General features: G+C 59.8%; 19 protein-coding genes. 8 read left to right on the top strand and 11 right to left on the bottom strand.

What is annotated here, in order from left to right; all coding sequences use genetic code 11:
* Nucleotides 1–60: 60 nt before the first annotated feature.
* Together FBY12_RS07815 and tldD are read left to right on the top strand one after the other, a co-directional pair.
* Complete coding sequence (locus FBY12_RS07815) at nt 61–909, top strand: carbon-nitrogen hydrolase family protein (RefSeq protein WP_145252526.1); 849 nt, start codon at nt 61–63, stop codon at nt 907–909.
* 18 nt (nt 910–927) lie between these two features.
* Nucleotides 928–2,370, top strand: a complete 1,443-nt coding sequence (gene tldD / locus FBY12_RS07820; RefSeq protein WP_092273302.1) for a metalloprotease TldD — start codon at nt 928–930, stop codon at nt 2,368–2,370.
* 48 nt (nt 2,371–2,418) lie between these two features.
* On the opposite strand, the gene yjgA is transcribed toward tldD, so the two are convergent.
* A complete protein-coding gene (gene yjgA, locus FBY12_RS07825; RefSeq protein ID WP_033058015.1) occupies nt 2,419–2,943 on the bottom strand; it encodes a ribosome biogenesis factor YjgA in 525 nt (174 codons plus the stop codon).
* Nucleotides 2,944–3,051: 108 nt separating this feature from the next.
* Between yjgA and pmbA the strand changes: the two genes are divergently transcribed.
* The 6 genes from pmbA to FBY12_RS07855 all read left to right on the top strand — a co-directional run bounded on the left by pmbA (nt 3,052) and on the right by FBY12_RS07855 (nt 8,392).
* Nucleotides 3,052–4,398: a metalloprotease PmbA gene (gene pmbA, locus FBY12_RS07830; protein WP_092273296.1), complete on the top strand. Its 1,347-nt coding sequence runs from the start codon at nt 3,052–3,054 to the stop codon at nt 4,396–4,398.
* A 223-nt stretch (nt 4,399–4,621) separates the two neighbouring features.
* Entirely contained in the window at nt 4,622–5,029 is a 408-nt protein-coding gene (locus tag FBY12_RS07835) for a FagA protein (RefSeq protein ID WP_145252527.1), read from the top strand.
* Nucleotides 5,010–6,386: an aspartate ammonia-lyase gene (locus FBY12_RS07840; RefSeq protein ID WP_145252528.1), complete on the top strand. Its 1,377-nt coding sequence runs from the start codon at nt 5,010–5,012 to the stop codon at nt 6,384–6,386. The genes FBY12_RS07835 and FBY12_RS07840 overlap by 20 nt, the downstream gene beginning before the upstream one ends.
* Nucleotides 6,387–6,413: 27 nt before the next feature.
* Nucleotides 6,414–6,854, top strand: a complete 441-nt coding sequence (locus tag FBY12_RS07845; protein ID WP_145252529.1) for a hypothetical protein — start codon at nt 6,414–6,416, stop codon at nt 6,852–6,854.
* A 2-nt stretch (nt 6,855–6,856) separates the two neighbouring features.
* On the top strand, nt 6,857–7,468 hold the full coding sequence (locus FBY12_RS07850) for a superoxide dismutase (RefSeq protein WP_121733578.1): 612 nt from the start codon (nt 6,857–6,859) through the stop codon (nt 7,466–7,468).
* Nucleotides 7,469–7,498: 30 nt separating this feature from the next.
* The gene (locus FBY12_RS07855) at nt 7,499–8,392 is read left to right on the top strand and encodes a ZIP family metal transporter (RefSeq protein WP_101209659.1); all 894 of its coding nucleotides are present in this window, start codon (nt 7,499–7,501) and stop codon (nt 8,390–8,392) included.
* A gap of 184 nt (nt 8,393–8,576) precedes the next feature.
* On the opposite strand, the gene FBY12_RS07860 is transcribed toward FBY12_RS07855, so the two are convergent.
* The 10 genes from FBY12_RS07860 to FBY12_RS07905 form a co-directional block, all read right to left on the bottom strand.
* Entirely contained in the window at nt 8,577–8,852 is a 276-nt protein-coding gene (locus FBY12_RS07860) for an HPr family phosphocarrier protein (RefSeq protein WP_145252530.1), read from the bottom strand.
* 15 nt (nt 8,853–8,867) lie between these two features.
* Nucleotides 8,868–9,725: an RNase adapter RapZ gene (gene rapZ / locus FBY12_RS07865; protein WP_145252531.1), complete on the bottom strand. Its 858-nt coding sequence runs from the start codon at nt 9,723–9,725 to the stop codon at nt 8,868–8,870.
* A 2-nt stretch (nt 9,726–9,727) separates the two neighbouring features.
* Entirely contained in the window at nt 9,728–10,192 is a 465-nt protein-coding gene (ptsN, locus tag FBY12_RS07870; RefSeq protein ID WP_092273273.1) for a PTS IIA-like nitrogen regulatory protein PtsN, read from the bottom strand.
* Nucleotides 10,193–10,204: 12 nt separating this feature from the next.
* On the bottom strand, nt 10,205–10,513 hold the full coding sequence (hpf, locus tag FBY12_RS07875; RefSeq protein WP_121733576.1) for a ribosome hibernation-promoting factor, HPF/YfiA family: 309 nt from the start codon (nt 10,511–10,513) through the stop codon (nt 10,205–10,207).
* Between the two features lie 73 nt (nt 10,514–10,586).
* A complete protein-coding gene (locus FBY12_RS07880) occupies nt 10,587–12,080 on the bottom strand; it encodes an RNA polymerase factor sigma-54 (protein WP_092273267.1) in 1,494 nt (497 codons plus the stop codon).
* Nucleotides 12,081–12,265: 185 nt separating this feature from the next.
* Nucleotides 12,266–12,991: an LPS export ABC transporter ATP-binding protein gene (gene lptB, locus FBY12_RS07885; RefSeq protein ID WP_007901537.1), complete on the bottom strand. Its 726-nt coding sequence runs from the start codon at nt 12,989–12,991 to the stop codon at nt 12,266–12,268.
* Nucleotides 12,991–13,539 carry a lipopolysaccharide transport periplasmic protein LptA gene (lptA, locus tag FBY12_RS07890; protein WP_121733575.1) on the bottom strand — a complete coding sequence of 183 codons (549 nt, stop codon included), beginning with the start codon at nt 13,537–13,539 and terminating at the stop codon, nt 12,991–12,993. The genes lptB and lptA overlap by 1 nt, the downstream gene beginning before the upstream one ends.
* On the bottom strand, nt 13,526–14,098 hold the full coding sequence (lptC, locus tag FBY12_RS07895) for an LPS export ABC transporter periplasmic protein LptC (RefSeq protein ID WP_121733625.1): 573 nt from the start codon (nt 14,096–14,098) through the stop codon (nt 13,526–13,528). The genes lptA and lptC overlap by 14 nt, the downstream gene beginning before the upstream one ends.
* Nucleotides 14,099–14,106: 8 nt before the next feature.
* Nucleotides 14,107–14,631 (bottom strand): HAD family hydrolase, encoded by a 525-nt coding sequence (locus FBY12_RS07900; RefSeq protein WP_092273260.1) that lies wholly within the window; start codon nt 14,629–14,631, stop codon nt 14,107–14,109.
* Nucleotides 14,631–15,605: a KpsF/GutQ family sugar-phosphate isomerase gene (locus FBY12_RS07905; protein ID WP_145252532.1), complete on the bottom strand. Its 975-nt coding sequence runs from the start codon at nt 15,603–15,605 to the stop codon at nt 14,631–14,633. Before FBY12_RS07905 ends, FBY12_RS07900 begins: the two co-directional genes overlap by 1 nt.
* Nucleotides 15,606–15,763: the final 158 nt, after the last annotated feature.

The raw sequence follows: 15,763 nt of genomic DNA on the forward strand, positions 1-15,763 counted from the left end.
TGATGGAGTAGCATGGCGCTGCCCCTACGGGTTCTGTGATGTTTTGGAATGGGAGGCGCCATGTCTGTTGCGGTGATTCAAATGGTCAGCCAGAGCGATGTGCTGGCCAATCTTGCGCAGGCCCGGCGCCTGCTCGAACACGCCGCGAACGGCGGCGCACGGCTGGCGGTGCTGCCAGAAAACTTCGCCGCCATGGGCCGTCGCGACATTGCTGACATCGGTCGCGCCGAGGCCATGGGCGAAGGCCCGATCCTGCCATGGTTGAAAGACACCGCGCGCGCCCTCAAGTTATGGATAGTCGCCGGCACGTTGCCGTTGCCGCCGGTCGATGCACCGCTGGCCAAAGTGCATGCCTGCTCGCTGCTGGTGGATGATCACGGCGAAACCGTTGCTCGATATGACAAGCTGCACCTGTTCGACGTCGATGTGGCGGACAATCGCGGGCGTTATCGTGAATCCGATGACTATGCTTATGGCAGTGGCGTGGTGGTTGCGGACACGCCCGTCGGTCGTGTGGGCCTGAGCGTGTGTTATGACTTGCGTTTCCCGGAGCTGTACAGCGAATTGCGCGCCGCCGGGGCCGAGCTGATCACCGCGCCGTCGGCGTTTACCGCCGTGACCGGCGCGGCGCATTGGGACGTGCTGATCCGTGCCCGCGCCATCGAAACCCAGTGTTATATGCTCGCGGCCGCCCAGGGTGGCGTCCATCCGGGGCCGCGAGAGACTTACGGACATGCCGCCATTGTTGACCCGTGGGGTCGCGTATTGGCGCAACAGGATCAAGGCGAGGCCGTGCTGCTGGCCGAACGCGATAGCAGCGAACAGGCGTCCATCCGGGCGCGGATGCCGGTTTCCAGTCACCGGCGCTTTTTCTCGCAGGGCGCTCAGCGACCTGCCTCAGAACGATGAATTTAAGGCGTAAAGCATATGAGCGAGTTGTTGTCCTCAGTCAGTGACCACCTGTTAGCGCCCGGCGGCGTGACCATCGAGAGCCTGCAAAGTGTGCTCGGTGATCTGGCCGGGCCAGGCATTGATGCCGCCGATCTGTATTTCCAGGGGCAGATTTCCGAGTCCTGGGCGCTGGAAGACGGCATCGTCAAGGAAGGCAGCTTCAACCTCGACCAGGGCGTCGGCGTGCGCGCGCAATCGGGTGAAAAAACCGGTTTCGCCTACAGCAACGCGATCACCCTCGAAGCGTTGGGCGCTGCGGCCCGTGCCGCGCGCTCAATCTCCCGCGCCGGGCAGAACGGCACCGTGCAAGCGTTTACCACGCAGGATGTCGCCCAGTTGTATGGGCCGGACAACCCGCTTGAAGTGCTGACCCGCGCCGAGAAAGTCGACCTGCTCAAGCGCATCGACATCGCTACGCGCGCCCTCGACCCGCGTATTCAGCAAGTCACCGTGAGCATGGCCGGGGTCTGGGAACGCATTCTCGTTGCGTCCACCGACGGCAGCCTGGCGGCGGATGTGCGGCCACTGGTGCGCTTCAACGTCAGCGTGATCGTCGAGCAGAATGGCCGCCGCGAGCGCGGTGGGCATGGCGGCGGCGGTCGTACCGATTACCGTTATTTCCTCGCCGAAGACCGCGCCATGGGTTATGCCCGTGAAGCCTTGCGCCAGGCGCTGGTCAATCTGGAAGCGATTCCGGCGCCGGCCGGCACGTTGCCGGTGGTACTCGGTTCGGGCTGGTCCGGCGTGCTGTTGCACGAAGCGGTCGGCCACGGTCTGGAAGGCGATTTCAACCGCAAGGGCAGCTCGGCTTACAGCGGGCGCATGGGTGAGATGGTTGCGTCGAAACTCTGCACCATCGTCGATGACGGCACGCTGGCCGGGCGTCGCGGCTCGTTGAGCGTCGATGACGAAGGCACCCCGACCGAGTGCACCACGCTGATCGAAAACGGCGTACTCAAGGGTTACATGCAAGACAAGCTCAACGCCCGATTGATGGGCGTGGCGCGCACCGGCAACGGTCGTCGTGAATCCTACGCGCACCTGCCAATGCCGCGCATGACCAACACGTACATGCTGGCCGGCGAAAGCGATCCGGCAGAAATCATTGCTTCGGTGAAACGCGGTATCTACTGCGCCAACCTCGGCGGTGGTCAGGTGGATATCACCAGCGGCAAGTTCGTGTTCTCCACCAGCGAGGCGTATTTGATCGAGGACGGCAAAATCACCGCTCCGGTCAAAGGCGCGACGTTGATCGGCAACGGCCCGGAGGCGATGAGCAAGGTGTCGATGGTCGGTAACGACTTGTCGCTGGACAGCGGCGTCGGGACTTGCGGGAAAGATGGGCAGTCGGTGCCGGTGGGTGTCGGCCAGCCAACGCTGAAAATCGATGCGATCACTGTGGGTGGCACAGGATCCTGATGGATGGAGCTTCGGGTGAGCCGCGTGGCGACTCACCCGATTCGGGACTTAACGCAGACCGCGTTGAGTCTCGTCCAGCTCACGGATGTACTTGAAGATTTTACGGCTCGATGCCGGCGGCTTGTTGGTCGCTAGTTCGTGCTGGGCCTGACGGATCAGGGAGCGCAACTGTTGACGATCAGCTTCCGGGTAATCGACAACGAATTTCTCCAGGACCGCGTCATCGCCTGCGATCAAGCGATCGCGCCAGCGTTCCAGGCCATGGAATCGTTCGTTGTATTGCCGGGTGGAGGCATCGAGTTGATCGAGCAAGGTCAAAATGGCGTCAGTGTCCTGATCGCGCATCAGTTTGCCGATGAACATGAGGTGCCGTTTACGCGCGATATTCGCGGTGTGCTTGGGCGCATCGGCCAGAGCCCGGCGCATGGCGTCGGTCAACGGCAGCTTTGCCAGCAAGTCAGGCTTGAGCGTTGTAAGGCGTTCGCCGAGGTCAACCAGAGCATGCAGCTCGCGTTTGACCTGGGATTTGCTTTTTTCTCCCGTATCGAGGGAGTCGTCGTAAGAATCAACCATGGTGGCCGTCCGCAAAGAAACGCCGCCATGATAACCAGTCGGGGGCCGCTTGTCCGGCCCGGTCGCTCGATGGCCCTAGCCGAAAGCAGAATTTGAGTGGAGAACAGCATGAGTGCAGTTGAAAGCGTCGGCCCACAAGCGTTGCCGGCACTGCAAGAGCAAGTCGAGCAGATCATCGCTGAAGCCAAACGTCAGGGTGCCAGCGCCTGTGAAGTCGCGGTGTCGCTGGAGCAGGGCCTGTCCACGTCGGTACGCCAGCGCGAAGTCGAAACCGTCGAGTTCAATCGCGATCAGGGGTTCGGCATTACCTTGTACGTCGGCCAGCGCAAAGGCTCGGCGAGCACTTCGGCCAGTGGCCCGGAGGCGATTCGCGAAACCGTCGCCGCTGCGCTGGCGATCGCCAAGCACACCTCGGAAGACGAGGCGTCGGGCCTCGCCGATGCGGCGCTGATGGCCAAGGATCTGCAGGATTTCGACCTGTTCCACGAATGGGACATCACCCCGGAGCAAGCCATCGAGATGGCGCTGAGTTGCGAAGCGGCAGCGTTCGATACCGACAGCCGGATCAAGAACGCCGACGGCACTACGCTGAGCACGCATCAGGGCTGCCGCGTTTACGGCAACAGCCACGGTTTTATCGGCGGATATGCGTCGACTCGCCACAGTCTCAGTTGCGTGATGATCGCCGAGGCCGAAGGGCAGATGCAGCGTGATTACTGGTATGACGTCAGCCGTCAGGGCAGTTTGCTCGCAGACCCGGTGAGCATCGGCCAACGTGCCGCGCAACGGGCGGCGAGCCGTCTGGGCGCGCGTCCGGTGCCGACTTGTGAAGTGCCGGTGCTGTTTTCGGCGGAGCTGGCCGGTGGTTTGTTCGGCAGCTTCCTCTCGGCGGTGTCCGGCGGCAGTCTGTACCGCAAGTCGTCGTTTCTCGAAGGCTCGCTCGGGCAGAAGCTGTTCCCGGAATGGCTGACCCTCGATGAGCGTCCGCACTTGATGCGCGCGATGGGCAGCTCGGCGTTCGATGGCGATGGTCTGGCGACTTATGCCAAGCCGTTTGTCGAAAATGGCGTGCTGGTCTCGTACATTCTCGGCACCTATTCCGGGCGCAAACTCGGCATGCCGAGCACCGCCAACGCTGGTGGCGTGCACAACCTGTTCGTCACCCATGGCGACGAAGACCAGGCAGCGCTGCTGCGGCGTATGGGCCGTGGCTTGCTGGTCACCGAGTTGATGGGCCATGGCCTGAACATGGTGACCGGCGATTACTCGCGCGGCGCGGCGGGTTTCTGGGTCGAGAACGGCGAAATCCAGTTCGCAGTGCAGGAAGTGACGATTGCCGGCAACATGCGCGACATGTTCAAGCAGATCGTCGCGGTCGGTAATGACCTGGAACTGCGCAGCAACATCCGCACCGGTTCGGTGTTGATCGAGCGGATGACGGTCGCGGGTAGCTAAAACCACACCGTTACACAGAAAGGCGCGCCATCCCAACGGATGGCGCGCTTTTTTTTGTGCCTCACATGCTGAACTGCAGGAGCAAAGCTTGCTCGCGATGGCGTCCTCGAAATTGTCATCGCGAGCAAGCTTTGCTCCTACAGAGTGGTGACAAACATCGCGGGGTTGTGTTGGTTCTCATTATCATCTAATAATAAATCTCATTACCGAGTGAGCCCGGATTATGAGTTCTGCCTTGCACGAGCAGCCGTACCTCGAAAGCTGGCGCTGGATGAGTCGCCAGATCCGCTGCGCAATGGATCCTGACGAACCGCGCCTGATCGAACATTACCTGGCCGAAGGCCGGTATCTGGCCTGTTGCACGGCAACCTCGCCATGGACCATCGCCGAAACTTCCTTCCGTTTACTCCTCGACACCGCCGCCGACATCGCGCTGCCGTGGCACTGGCGCGCCTATTGTCTCGACCAGGCCTGGCGGCCGTTGCGTGAGTTGGAACGTCTGTCGCTGTGCAAATGCCGCCTCAAGCGCTGGCAAAGCTACACCTGGCAACTGGCGACCTGCGAGTTGCAGCCTTCGATTCCCCTCATTGAACTGCTGCAAGGATTTACTGATGACCAAGACACGTATTGAGCGCGACAGCATGGGCGAGCTTCAGGTCCCGGAAGCCGCACTCTACGGCGCACAAACCCAACGTGCGGTGGATAACTTCCCGATCAGCGGCAAAGCGATGCCGGTGCAGTTCATTCGTGCATTGATCCTGGCGAAAGCTGCGGCGGCGCGGGCCAACGTCGAGCTCAAGCAGATCAGCGAATCTCAGGGCAAAGCCATCGTCGACGCGGCGCAGGGGCTGCTTGAAGGCGATTTCATGCAGCACTTTCCGGTGGATGTCTTCCAGACCGGTTCCGGCACCAGTTCCAACATGAACGCCAACGAAGTGATCGCCACGCTGGCCAGCCGACTGCTGGGCGAGCCGGTGAACCCGAACGATCACGTCAACTGCGGGCAAAGCAGCAACGACATCATCCCGACCACCATCCACGTCAGTGCTGCGCTGGCCTTGCATGAGCAATTGCTGCCGGCGCTGCTGCACCTAGTGCAAGTGATCGAGCGCAAAGCGGTGCAGGTTCACCACCACGTGAAAACCGGGCGCACGCATTTGATGGACGCCATGCCGGTGCGCATGAGCCAGGTGCTCAACGGTTGGGCGCAGCAGCTAAAGGCCAATATCGGCCATCTGCAAGATTTGTTGCCGAGCCTGCAATCGCTGGCGCAGGGCGGCACGGCGGTAGGCACCGGGATCAACGCGCACCCCGAATTTGCCGCGCGGTTCAGCCAGCAGTTAAGTGAACTGACGCAAGTGCAGTTCACACCGGGCAAGGATCTGTTTGCGCTGATCGGCTCGCAGGACACTGCGGTGGCGCTCTCCGGTCAGCTCAAGGCGACCGCCGTGTCGCTGATGAAAATCGCCAATGACCTGCGCTGGATGAACTCCGGACCGTTGGCCGGTCTTGGCGAAATCGAACTCGAAGCCTTGCAGCCGGGTTCGTCGATTATGCCGGGCAAGGTCAACCCGGTGATTCCGGAAGCCACGGCGATGGTCGCGGCGCAGGTGATTGGCAACGATTCGGTGATCACCATCGCCGGGCAATCGGGCAATTTCGAACTCAACGTGATGCTGCCGATCATCGCCCAGAACCTGCTCAGCAGCATCGAATTGCTGGCCAACGCCAGTCGCCTGCTGGGTGACAAGGCGATTGCCAGCTTCAAGGTCAACGAGGCCCGACTCAAGGAAGCGCTGTCGCGCAATCCGATTCTGGTCACCGCACTCAACCCGATCATCGGTTACCAGAAAGCCGCTGAAATCGCCAAGAAGGCGTATCAGCAGGGCCGTCCGGTGATTGATGTCGCCCTGGAACACACCGACTTGTCGCGCAGCCAACTGGAAGAATTGCTCAATCCAGAGAAGCTCACCGCAGGCGGCGTGTAACTCACGCTACCGCTTTGGAGGCTCACCATGGAGCACTGGAAACGCACGATCGAAAGGGCTAACCGCCATTTCATGCAAGGCGAGTTCGTCGATGCCCGCGAGGCTTACTTGCAGGCATTGGCGTTGGCCCAAGTGTTGTTCGAGCGCTGGTCGGATGCCGACGAAGCGGTGGCCGCTTGCGTGATTTCCCATCACAACCTCGCGGACCTGCATTTACGCCTGAACCAGCCGGAGGAGAGCGCCGAGTATTTGTGCGCGATCCATCAACGCCTGTTGCAGACCATGCAGGACGTGCGGCTGGCCCCGGCGCTGCGCGAGGCTGCGCTGCGTCAGAGCAGTAAAACTTATGTCGAACTGCTGAATTTCATCAGTGAACACGGCGAATACCCACGCACCCATCGCTTGTTGCACATGGATGCGGCATCGCCCCGGCATCAGCCTGTCCCTCATCACCATGGAGTCCACTGAACATGGCTTTTACCTTGCCTGCCTTGCCCTACGCCTACGATGCCCTGGAACCGCATATCGATGCGCAGACCATGGAAATCCACTACACCAAACATCACCAGACTTACATCAACAACCTCAACGCCGCTGTCGAAGGCACTGAGTTTGCCGAGTGGTCGGTGGAAAAACTGGTCGCCAGCGTCCAGCAACTGCCGGAAAAACTCCGCGCTGCGGTGATCAATCAGGGCGGCGGTCATGCCAACCATTCGTTGTTCTGGGAAGTCATGGCGCCCAACGCCGGCGGCAAACCCGACGGCGCGCTGGCCAAGGCAATTGATGAGCAATTGGGCGGCCTCGACGCATTCAAGGAAGCGTTCACCAAAGCTGCACTGACGCGTTTTGGCAGTGGCTGGGCGTGGTTGAGCGTTACCCCGCAAAAGACTTTGGTCGTCGAAAGCAGCGGCAATCAGGACAGCCCGTTGATGAATGGCAACACGCCGATCCTCGGCCTCGACGTCTGGGAACACGCCTATTACCTGCGTTACCAGAACCGTCGCCCGGAATACATCAATGCGTTCTACAACGTGATCAATTGGCCCGAAGTTGCAGCGCGCTATCAGGCAGCGCTGGTTTAAGTCTTCTATAAAAACAATCCAAGGCTGATTATGGGCACTGAAACACTGGCGATCGGAAGTGGGCGTATGTTTCGTTACGCATTGGGATCGCTGTTACTGCTGGCGGGTATGACGCTGTTGGTTGCCCAGGGCCTGGAATGGCTCAACCTTGAACCCAAGTTGCTCCGCGCTTTGCAGGGCGGGGCGCTTTGCGCTTTGGGCACGGCGTTGGGCGCGGTGCCGGTGTTGGTGATCCGGCGCATGCCTCAGGCGCTCAGCGATACTTTGCTCGGTTTCGGTGCCGGGGTGATGCTCGCGGCGACGGCGTTTTCGCTGATCGTCCCGGGCATTGCTGCGGCCGAAAGCCTGGGGCTGACGCCTTGGGCCTCCAGCGGCCTGATCAGCTTTGGCATCATGCTCGGCGCTTTGGGGTTGTTTCTGGTGGACCGCAAGGTTTCCGGGGCCAGCCCGCAGTTGCTGGTCGGCACGCTGGAGCGTCCGGTGATCCCGCCGCGCATCTGGCTGTTTGTCTTCGCGATCATTGCGCACAACATTCCCGAAGGCATGGCCGTGGGCGTTTCCGCCGGGGGTGGCATGCCGGATGCTGACAGCCTGGCGATGGGCATCGCGTTGCAGGATGTGCCGGAAGGTCTGGTCATCGCGCTAGTGTTGGCCGGGGCAGGGATGTCGCGGGTCAAGTCGTTCCTGATCGGCGCGGCGTCGGGGCTGGTCGAACCGGTGTTCGCGCTGCTGTGCGCGTGGCTGGTCAGCCTGGCCGAACTGCTATTGCCGTTGGGTCTGGCACTGGCGGCGGGGGCGATGTTGCTGGTGGTGACGCACGAAGTGATCCCGGAGTCGCGACGTCATGGCCACGAGAAACTCGCCAGTCTGGGATTGTTGATCGGGTTTTGTCTGATGATGGTGATGGATACGGCGTTGGCTTAGCGTGGGGAGCGCGGTCGGGTAGTGGCTGCCGGAGGGTGTGTTCGGCTGCGCGGCAGGCGTCAGTTCGGCGTTTGCGGTGTTTCGGGTAGACCGCGTTTGCAGGGATTGCGACTGCTTCGCAGCCGAACGCAGGCTTCGCCAGCTGCTACAGGGACGCAGGTTGCTACAGGGAGGGGGTGGCTTGTTACTCGCCTTCGCCAAAGTAGTTGTTGATTAATTCCTTTAAAGCGTCCAGCGCTTCCTGTTCCTGCTTGCCTTCGGTAATCAGGTGGATTTTGGTGCCTTTGCCGGCCGCGAGCATCATCATCGCCATGATGCTTTTGCCGTCGACCGTGGATTCCGGTGTGCGTCCAACCCTGATCGAGCAATCCTTGAATCCACCGGCAACCCCGACGAATTTCGCAGAAGCGCGGGCGTGCAGGCCCAGTTTGTTGATGATTTCAATTTCCGCAGCAGGCATCGCGATGTGAATCCTTTAGCTGAGGTCGCGGTGGCGGACCTGGACGTTCTTCAGGGAATGTTGCAGAGCCTGACCCAGACGTTCAGTCAGGTAGACGGAGCGGTGATGGCCGCCAGTGCAGCCGATGGCAACCGTCACATAAGCGCGGTTGCTGGCAGCGAAACGCGGCAGCCACTTGAACAGATAATTGTAAATATCCTGGAACATCTCTTCGACGTCCGGCTGGGCCGCCAGGTACTCGGCCACCGGCAGATCGAGCCCGGACTGCGCGCGCAGTTCGGGTTTCCAGTACGGATTGGGCAGGCAACGCACGTCGAATACCAGATCGGCATCGACCGGCATGCCGCGCTTGAAGCCAAACGACTCGACCAGAAACGCGGTGCCCGGCTCAGGCTGATTGAGCAGACGAAGCTTCAGCGTATCGCGCAGCTGGTACAGGTTTAGGTTGGTGGTGTTGAGTTTCAGATCAGCCAGGTCGGCGATCGGCTCAAGCAGTTTGGTCTCGTCAGCTATCGCCTCGGCCAGCGAGCGATTGGCATTGCTCAGTGGGTGGCGGCGGCGGGTTTCGGAGAAGCGCTTGAGCAGGGTTTCTTCGTCAGCGTCCAGATACAGCACGTCGCACTGAATATGCCGACTGCGGACTTCTTCGAGCAGTTCGGGGAATCGCGACAAATGGCTCGGCAGGTTGCGCGCGTCGATGGACACCGCTACCAGCGGTTGCGCCAGTTCGGTATGAATCAACGCGCGTTCAGCCAATTCCGGCAGCAACCCGGCAGGCAGGTTGTCGATGCAATAGAAGCCGCTGTCCTCAAGGACATTGAGCGCGGTACTTTTACCTGAGCCGGAGCGGCCACTGACAATGATCAAGCGCATGATTAGTGACCGTTCTGCTCGTCCAGGACGACCTGATACAAGGCTTCGTTGCTCGGAGCACTGCGCAGTTTTTCGCGGACTTCCTTGCGGTCGAGCATGCTGGCGATCTGGCGCAGCAGCTCCAGGTGCGCATCGGTGGCGGCCTGCGGGACCAGCAATACAAACAGCAAGTCAACCGGGGCGCCGTCGATGGCGTCGAAATCGATGGGTGCATCAAGGTGCATCAGCGCACTGATAGGGGAGGTGCAGCCCTTGAGGCGGCAATGAGGAATCGCGATGCCGTTGCCAAAACCGGTAGAACCGAGTTTTTCACGGGCAATCAATGCCTCGAAGACAACTTGCATCTCCAGATCCGGGACTTCCCGGGCGATCAGGTTGGCAATTTGTTCGAGGGCTTTCTTTTTACTGCCGCCCGGCACGTTCACGAGGGAACGGCCGGGGGTCAGGATACTTTCAAGTCGGATCATAGGTTGGGAGTGTTAACGACCGGTGGCGCCCTGGAGGAGGCTTTGGGTCTTTTCCTTATGCTTTTTGAGTTGGCGATCCAGCTTGTCGGTCAGCAGGTCAATGGCTGCATACATATCGGTATGTTCAGCATTAGCAACTACTTCTCCGCCGGGAATATGCAGGGTGGCTTCGATTTTCTGCTTGAGCTTCTCGACGCACATCGTGACTTGCACGTTGGTGATCTTGTCGAAATGCCTCTCTAATCGTCCGAGTTTCTCGTTGATGTAGTCGCGCAGAGGGTCAGTCACTTCCAGTTGGTGTCCACTGATGTTGACTTGCATACAGCTTCTCCTTCGTTGCCAGTGCATAAAGCGGCAGGCTGGATAGCCTGCCACTGGAACGCTGTAACGTGGCTTACATCAACCGCTTGCGTTCGCTCGAAGGCGCGATTCCCAAGGATTCGCGGTACTTGGCGACGGTGCGGCGAGCCACCTGAATGCCTTGTGCCTCCAGTAAACCAGCGATCTTGCTGTCACTCAACGGCTTTTTCTGATTTTCCGCGGCAACCAGTTTTTTGATGATCGCGCGGATCGCCGTGGACGAGCATTCCCCGCCTTCGGAAGTGCTGACGTGGCTGGAGAAAAAGTATTTCAGCTCATATATGCCCCGTGGGGTATGCATGAACTTCTGCGTGGTCACCCGCGAAATCGTTGATTCGTGCATGCCCACCGCCTCGGCGATGTCGTGCAGCACCAGCGGTTTCATTGCTTCGTCGCCGTATTCCAGAAAACCGCGCTGATGCTCGACGATCTGCGTGGCAACTTTCATCAGGGTTTCGTTGCGGCTTTGCAGGCTCTTGATGAACCAGCGCGCTTCCTGCAACTGATTGCGCATGAAGGTGTTGTCGGCGCTGGTGTCGGCGCGCCGCACAAAGCCTGCATATTGGGCGTTGACCCGCAGGCGCGGTACCGATTCCTGGTTCAGCTCCACTAACCAGCGCTCGTTGTCCTTGCGCACGATCACGTCTGGAACCACGTATTCGGCTTCGCTGGACTCAATCTGCGAGCCCGGACGCGGATTCAGGCTCTGCACCAGTTCGATGACTTGGCGCAGTTCGTCTTCCTTGAGCTTCATGCGGCGCATCAACTGGCTGTAATCGCGGCTGCCGAGCAAGTCGATGTAATCGCTGACCAGGCGCTTGGCCTCGGCCAACCAAGGCGTCTTGGCCGGGAGTTGGCGCAATTGCAGCAGCAGGCATTCGCTCAGGTTGCGAGCGCCGATGCCGGCCGGTTCGAATTGCTGGATGCGGTGCAGAACGGCTTCGATCTCGTCGAGCTCGATGTCCAGTTCCGGATCGAAGGCTTCGAGGATTTCATCGAGGGTTTCATCGAGGTAACCCTGATTGTTGATGCAATCGATCAGGGTCACGGCGATCAGCCGATCGGTGTCGGACATCGGCGCCAGATTCAGTTGCCAGAGCAAATGGCTTTGCAGGCTTTCGCCGGCCGATGTGCGGGTAGTGAAATCCCACTCGTCGTCATCGTTGCTCGGCAGGCTGCTGGCGCTGGTCTGGTAGACGTCTTCCCACGCCGTGTCGACGGGCAGCTCGTTGGGAATGCGCTCGTTCCAGTCGCCTTCCTCAAGGTTGTCCACGGTTGGCGCGGTTTCCTGGTAGGACGGTTCCGAAACATCGGCGTTGGGGAGTTGTTCGGCTTTGTCGGCCAAGGGGTCGGCGTTATCGAAGTCGTCGCCTTCTTCCTGGCGTTCGAGCATCGGATTGGACTCCAGGGCCTCCTGGATTTCCTGTTGCAGGTCCAGGGTCGACAATTGGAGCAGGCGGATGGCCTGTTGCAGCTGAGGTGTCATCGTCAGCTGCTGGCCCATTCTCAAGACTAGCGATGGTTTCATGGCAGGGGCTAAACACCTTATTCGCCGGCGCACATGCGCCATCCACTACAGGGCGCCGGAGCGCCAAACTTAAGCAAATTATATGCCCGAAACTGCAGTCCTTGCCTAGAGCGCTGTAACAATAAAAAACGATTGAGTTTTTATTGCGACCAGCGCCCCGGACGATCCGCCAGACACCTTAGCGCTTACAGGCGGAACTCGTGGCCCAGATACACTTCCTTGACCAGTTCGTTGGCCAGGATAGTAGCGGAGTCACCTTCGGCGATCAGTTGACCATCGTTGACGATGTAGGCGGTTTCGCAGATATCCAGGGTTTCACGAACGTTGTGGTCCGTGATCAGCACACCAATGCCTTTGGCCTTGAGGTGATGGATGATCTGCTTGATGTCGCCGACCGAAATCGGGTCCACGCCGGCGAAAGGTTCGTCGAGCAGGATGAATTTCGGGTTGGTCGCCAGTGCACGAGCGATTTCCACTCGGCGGCGTTCACCGCCCGACAGGCTCATGCCGAGGTTGTCGCGGATGTGATGGATGTGGAATTCCTGCAGCAGGCTTTCCAGTTCCTTGCGGCGACCGGCCTTGTCGAGCTCCTTGCGGGTTTCGAGGATGGCCATGATGTTGTCGGCGACTGACAGTTTGCGGAAGATCGACGCTTCCTGCGGAAGATAGCCGATACCGGCCTTTGCACGACCGTGCATTGGCTGGTGGCTGACGTCCAGATCGTCGATCAGTACGCGACCCTGATCGGCTTGCACCAAGCCAACGATCATGTAGAAGCACGTGGTCTTGCCGGCACCGTTCGGGCCGAGCAGGCCGACGATCTGGCCGCTGTCGATTGACAGGCTGACGTCACGCACAACCTGGCGGCTCTTGTAGCTCTTGGCCAGATGCTGAGCTTTCAGAGTTGCCATCAGTTGGCCTTTTGCCCGTCAGTTTTCTTTTTCGGCTGGATCATCATGTCGATGCGCGGCTGAGGAGTGCTCAGCTTGGTGCCTTTGGCGCGACCGGCGCTCGCCAGTTTTTTCACCGTGTCGTAGACGATTTTCTCGCCCTGAGTGACGTTGTTGTCCTTGTCGATGACTTTCGCACGATCGGTCAGTACTACCCGGTTTGCCTGCGCGTAGTAATCGATGGTGACGCCGTAGCCCTGCACTGGCTTGGTGTCGCCCGCGGTCTGCAACTGCTCGAAATAAGCCAGGTTGCCAACCGAGTTGACGCGGTCGATTTCACCGGCCGCGGTGCGGGTGATGGTCACTTTGTTGCCGGTGACCTTCATCGAACCCTGGGTGATGATCACGTCGCCGGTATAGGTGGCAACGCCATTCTTGTCGTCCAGTTGGGCATCGTCGGCCTGAATGCGAATAGGCTGCTCTTGATCATTCGGCAGAGCCCAGGCGCTCACGCTTCCCAGTGCTGCGCCCAGACTGAGCAAAATAGGGAGGGTTTTAACGAGCCTCATACTGTCCTCTTACGTTAGATTGCAGGTGTATCCTGCTTTCTTTCAAATACGCTTTCATTCCGTTACCAGTCGACACACCACCAGCGCCGTCGATTCTAACGGGTTGATCGGTCTGCGCATATTGCTGCTGCGGGAACACTGTCATTCGGGTGCTGGTGACGATCAGATTGCGGTTCTGCTGGTCGGTGCGAGCGATGCGTACATTGTCGATCAGTTCGACCTGAGTGCCGTCCGCATTCACTTCGCCACGAAGACTGGTGACATGCCACGGAAACTCGGTGCCGCGGTACATGTTCAGGTCCGGATTGGTCAGCAGCGACACATCGGTTGCCTTCAAATGCTCGACCTTGTCGGACGTCAGATCGTATTGCAACGTGCCGTCCGGCAGGAACTGCACGGTATGGGCGTTGATCGCGTAATAGTCGATCGCGCTTTCGTCGACTGCCACTACCGGCTTGTCGAGGAAGCGTTCCGGGCTGATGTTCCAGTAGCCGACCGCCGCAAAAATCGCCGCGATGCAACCGAACACCAGAAATTTGCGAAACTTTTTGCTCAGCATAAATTGGCTCACAGGTACGCGCCATTTGCCGCATCGAGGCGACCCTGGGCGCGCAGGATCAGTTCGCAGAATTCGCGGGCGGCACCTTCGCCGCCACGGGCCACGGTGATGCCGTGAGCGTGTTCGCGCACGAAGCTTGCAGCATTGGCCACTGCCATGCCCAGCCCGACGCGGCGGATCACTGGCAAATCTGGCAGGTCGTCACCCAGATAGGCAACTTGTTCATAGCTTAGGTTGAGTTGGCCGAGAAGCTCGTCCAGCACCACCAGTTTGTCTTCACGCCCCTGATAAAGGTGCGGGATGCCGAGATTCTTCGCTCGCCGCTCGACCACCGGGGTCTTGCGACCGCTGATGATAGCGGTCTGCACGCCGGCTGCCATCAACATCTTGATGCCTTGGCCGTCGAGGGTGTTGAACGTCTTGAATTCACTGCCGTCTTCGAGGAAGTACAGGCGCCCGTCGGTGAGGACGCCGTCGACATCGAAAATCGCCAGTTTGATGTTCTTGCCGCGTTGCAGCAGGTCGTTGCTCATCACATTACTCCTGCACGCAGCAGGTCGGACAGGTTGAAGGCGCCTACCGGGCGGTCTTCCTTGTCGACGACTACCAGTGCGTTGATTCGATGGTCTTCCATGATTTTCAGGGCTTCGGCTGCCAGCATGTCGGCCCGGGCGGTCTTGCCGTGAACAGTCATGACTTCGTCGATGGTGGTGTGGTGGATGTCGATGGTGCGGTCGAGGGTGCGGCGCAAGTCGCCGTCAGTGAAGATCCCCGCCAATTTGCCATCGGCTTCTACTATTGCAGTCATGCCCAGACCTTTGCGGGTCATTTCCATCAAGGCGTCCTTGAGCAGTGTGCCGCGTTGCACCTGTGGCAACTCGGCGCCGGCATGCATCACGGTTTCGACCTTGAGCAACAGGCGTCGGCCCAGAGCACCGCCCGGATGCGAAAAGGCAAAATCTTCGGCGGTAAAACCACGAGCTTCCAGCAGCGCCACGGCCAATGCGTCGCCCATTACCAGTGCGGCGGTCGTCGAGGAGGTCGGCGCCAGGTTCAGCGGGCAGGCTTCGTGCTCGACGTGCACGTTCAGATTGATCTCGGCAGCCTTGGACAGCGGCGAATTCGGATTGCCGGTCATGCTGATCAGCTTGATGCCCTGGCGCTTGATCAGCGGCAGCAGGGTCACGATTTCATTGGTCGAGCCGGAGTTCGAAAGCGCCAGGATGATGTCGTCGCGGGTGATCATGCCCATGTCGCCATGGCTGGCTTCGGCCGGATGGACGAAAAAAGCCGTGGTGCCGGTGCTCGCCAGGGTCGCGGCAATCTTGTTGCCGATGTGCCCGGACTTGCCCATGCCGAGCACGACCACGCGGCCCTTGCTGGCCAGAATCATCTCGCAAGCGCGTACAAAATCAGCGTCGATATGGGGCAGCAAGCCTTGTACGGCTTCCAGTTCGAGGCGGATGGTGCGTTGTGCCGATTGAATCAGGTCGCTGGTTTGGCTCATGTCAGATCGTATAGCCCGATGAAAAGGCGGCGATTATAGCGGTAATGATCGAAACCCTCACGCTAGTTCGTCGCGCTTTGTAAATAGTTGTGAGCAAAACCGCGCAAATGCACGCCGCTGGCGCTTTCCTCGCCGAACATGGCTGGCTTGGGGATTGG

The organism is Pseudomonas sp. SJZ131 (genome assembly GCF_007828705.1).
Classification (GTDB): domain Bacteria; phylum Pseudomonadota; class Gammaproteobacteria; order Pseudomonadales; family Pseudomonadaceae; genus Aquipseudomonas; species Aquipseudomonas prosekii.

Excerpts from the sequence above, each read along its gene's own strand:
- FBY12_RS07815 (WP_145252526.1), top strand. The coding sequence starts at position 61 with ATGTCTGTTGCGGTGATTCAAATGGTCAGCCAGAGCGATGTGCTGGCC.
- tldD (WP_092273302.1), top strand. The coding sequence starts at position 928 with ATGAGCGAGTTGTTGTCCTCAGTCAGTGACCACCTGTTAGCGCCCGGC.
- yjgA (WP_033058015.1), bottom strand. The coding sequence starts at position 2,943 with ATGGTTGATTCTTACGACGACTCCCTCGATACGGGAGAAAAAAGCAAA.
- pmbA (WP_092273296.1), top strand. The coding sequence starts at position 3,052 with ATGAGTGCAGTTGAAAGCGTCGGCCCACAAGCGTTGCCGGCACTGCAA.
- FBY12_RS07835 (WP_145252527.1), top strand. The coding sequence starts at position 4,622 with ATGAGTTCTGCCTTGCACGAGCAGCCGTACCTCGAAAGCTGGCGCTGG.
- FBY12_RS07840 (WP_145252528.1), top strand. The coding sequence starts at position 5,010 with ATGACCAAGACACGTATTGAGCGCGACAGCATGGGCGAGCTTCAGGTC.
- FBY12_RS07845 (WP_145252529.1), top strand. The coding sequence starts at position 6,414 with ATGGAGCACTGGAAACGCACGATCGAAAGGGCTAACCGCCATTTCATG.
- FBY12_RS07850 (WP_121733578.1), top strand. The coding sequence starts at position 6,857 with ATGGCTTTTACCTTGCCTGCCTTGCCCTACGCCTACGATGCCCTGGAA.
- FBY12_RS07855 (WP_101209659.1), top strand. The coding sequence starts at position 7,499 with ATGGGCACTGAAACACTGGCGATCGGAAGTGGGCGTATGTTTCGTTAC.
- FBY12_RS07860 (WP_145252530.1), bottom strand. The coding sequence starts at position 8,852 with ATGCCTGCTGCGGAAATTGAAATCATCAACAAACTGGGCCTGCACGCC.
- rapZ (WP_145252531.1), bottom strand. The coding sequence starts at position 9,725 with ATGCGCTTGATCATTGTCAGTGGCCGCTCCGGCTCAGGTAAAAGTACC.
- ptsN (WP_092273273.1), bottom strand. The coding sequence starts at position 10,192 with ATGATCCGACTTGAAAGTATCCTGACCCCCGGCCGTTCCCTCGTGAAC.
- hpf (WP_121733576.1), bottom strand. The coding sequence starts at position 10,513 with ATGCAAGTCAACATCAGTGGACACCAACTGGAAGTGACTGACCCTCTG.
- FBY12_RS07880 (WP_092273267.1), bottom strand. The coding sequence starts at position 12,080 with ATGAAACCATCGCTAGTCTTGAGAATGGGCCAGCAGCTGACGATGACA.
- lptB (WP_007901537.1), bottom strand. The coding sequence starts at position 12,991 with ATGGCAACTCTGAAAGCTCAGCATCTGGCCAAGAGCTACAAGAGCCGC.
- lptA (WP_121733575.1), bottom strand. The coding sequence starts at position 13,539 with ATGAGGCTCGTTAAAACCCTCCCTATTTTGCTCAGTCTGGGCGCAGCA.
- lptC (WP_121733625.1), bottom strand. The coding sequence starts at position 14,098 with ATGCTGAGCAAAAAGTTTCGCAAATTTCTGGTGTTCGGTTGCATCGCG.
- FBY12_RS07900 (WP_092273260.1), bottom strand. The coding sequence starts at position 14,631 with ATGAGCAACGACCTGCTGCAACGCGGCAAGAACATCAAACTGGCGATT.
- FBY12_RS07905 (WP_145252532.1), bottom strand. The coding sequence starts at position 15,605 with ATGAGCCAAACCAGCGACCTGATTCAATCGGCACAACGCACCATCCGC.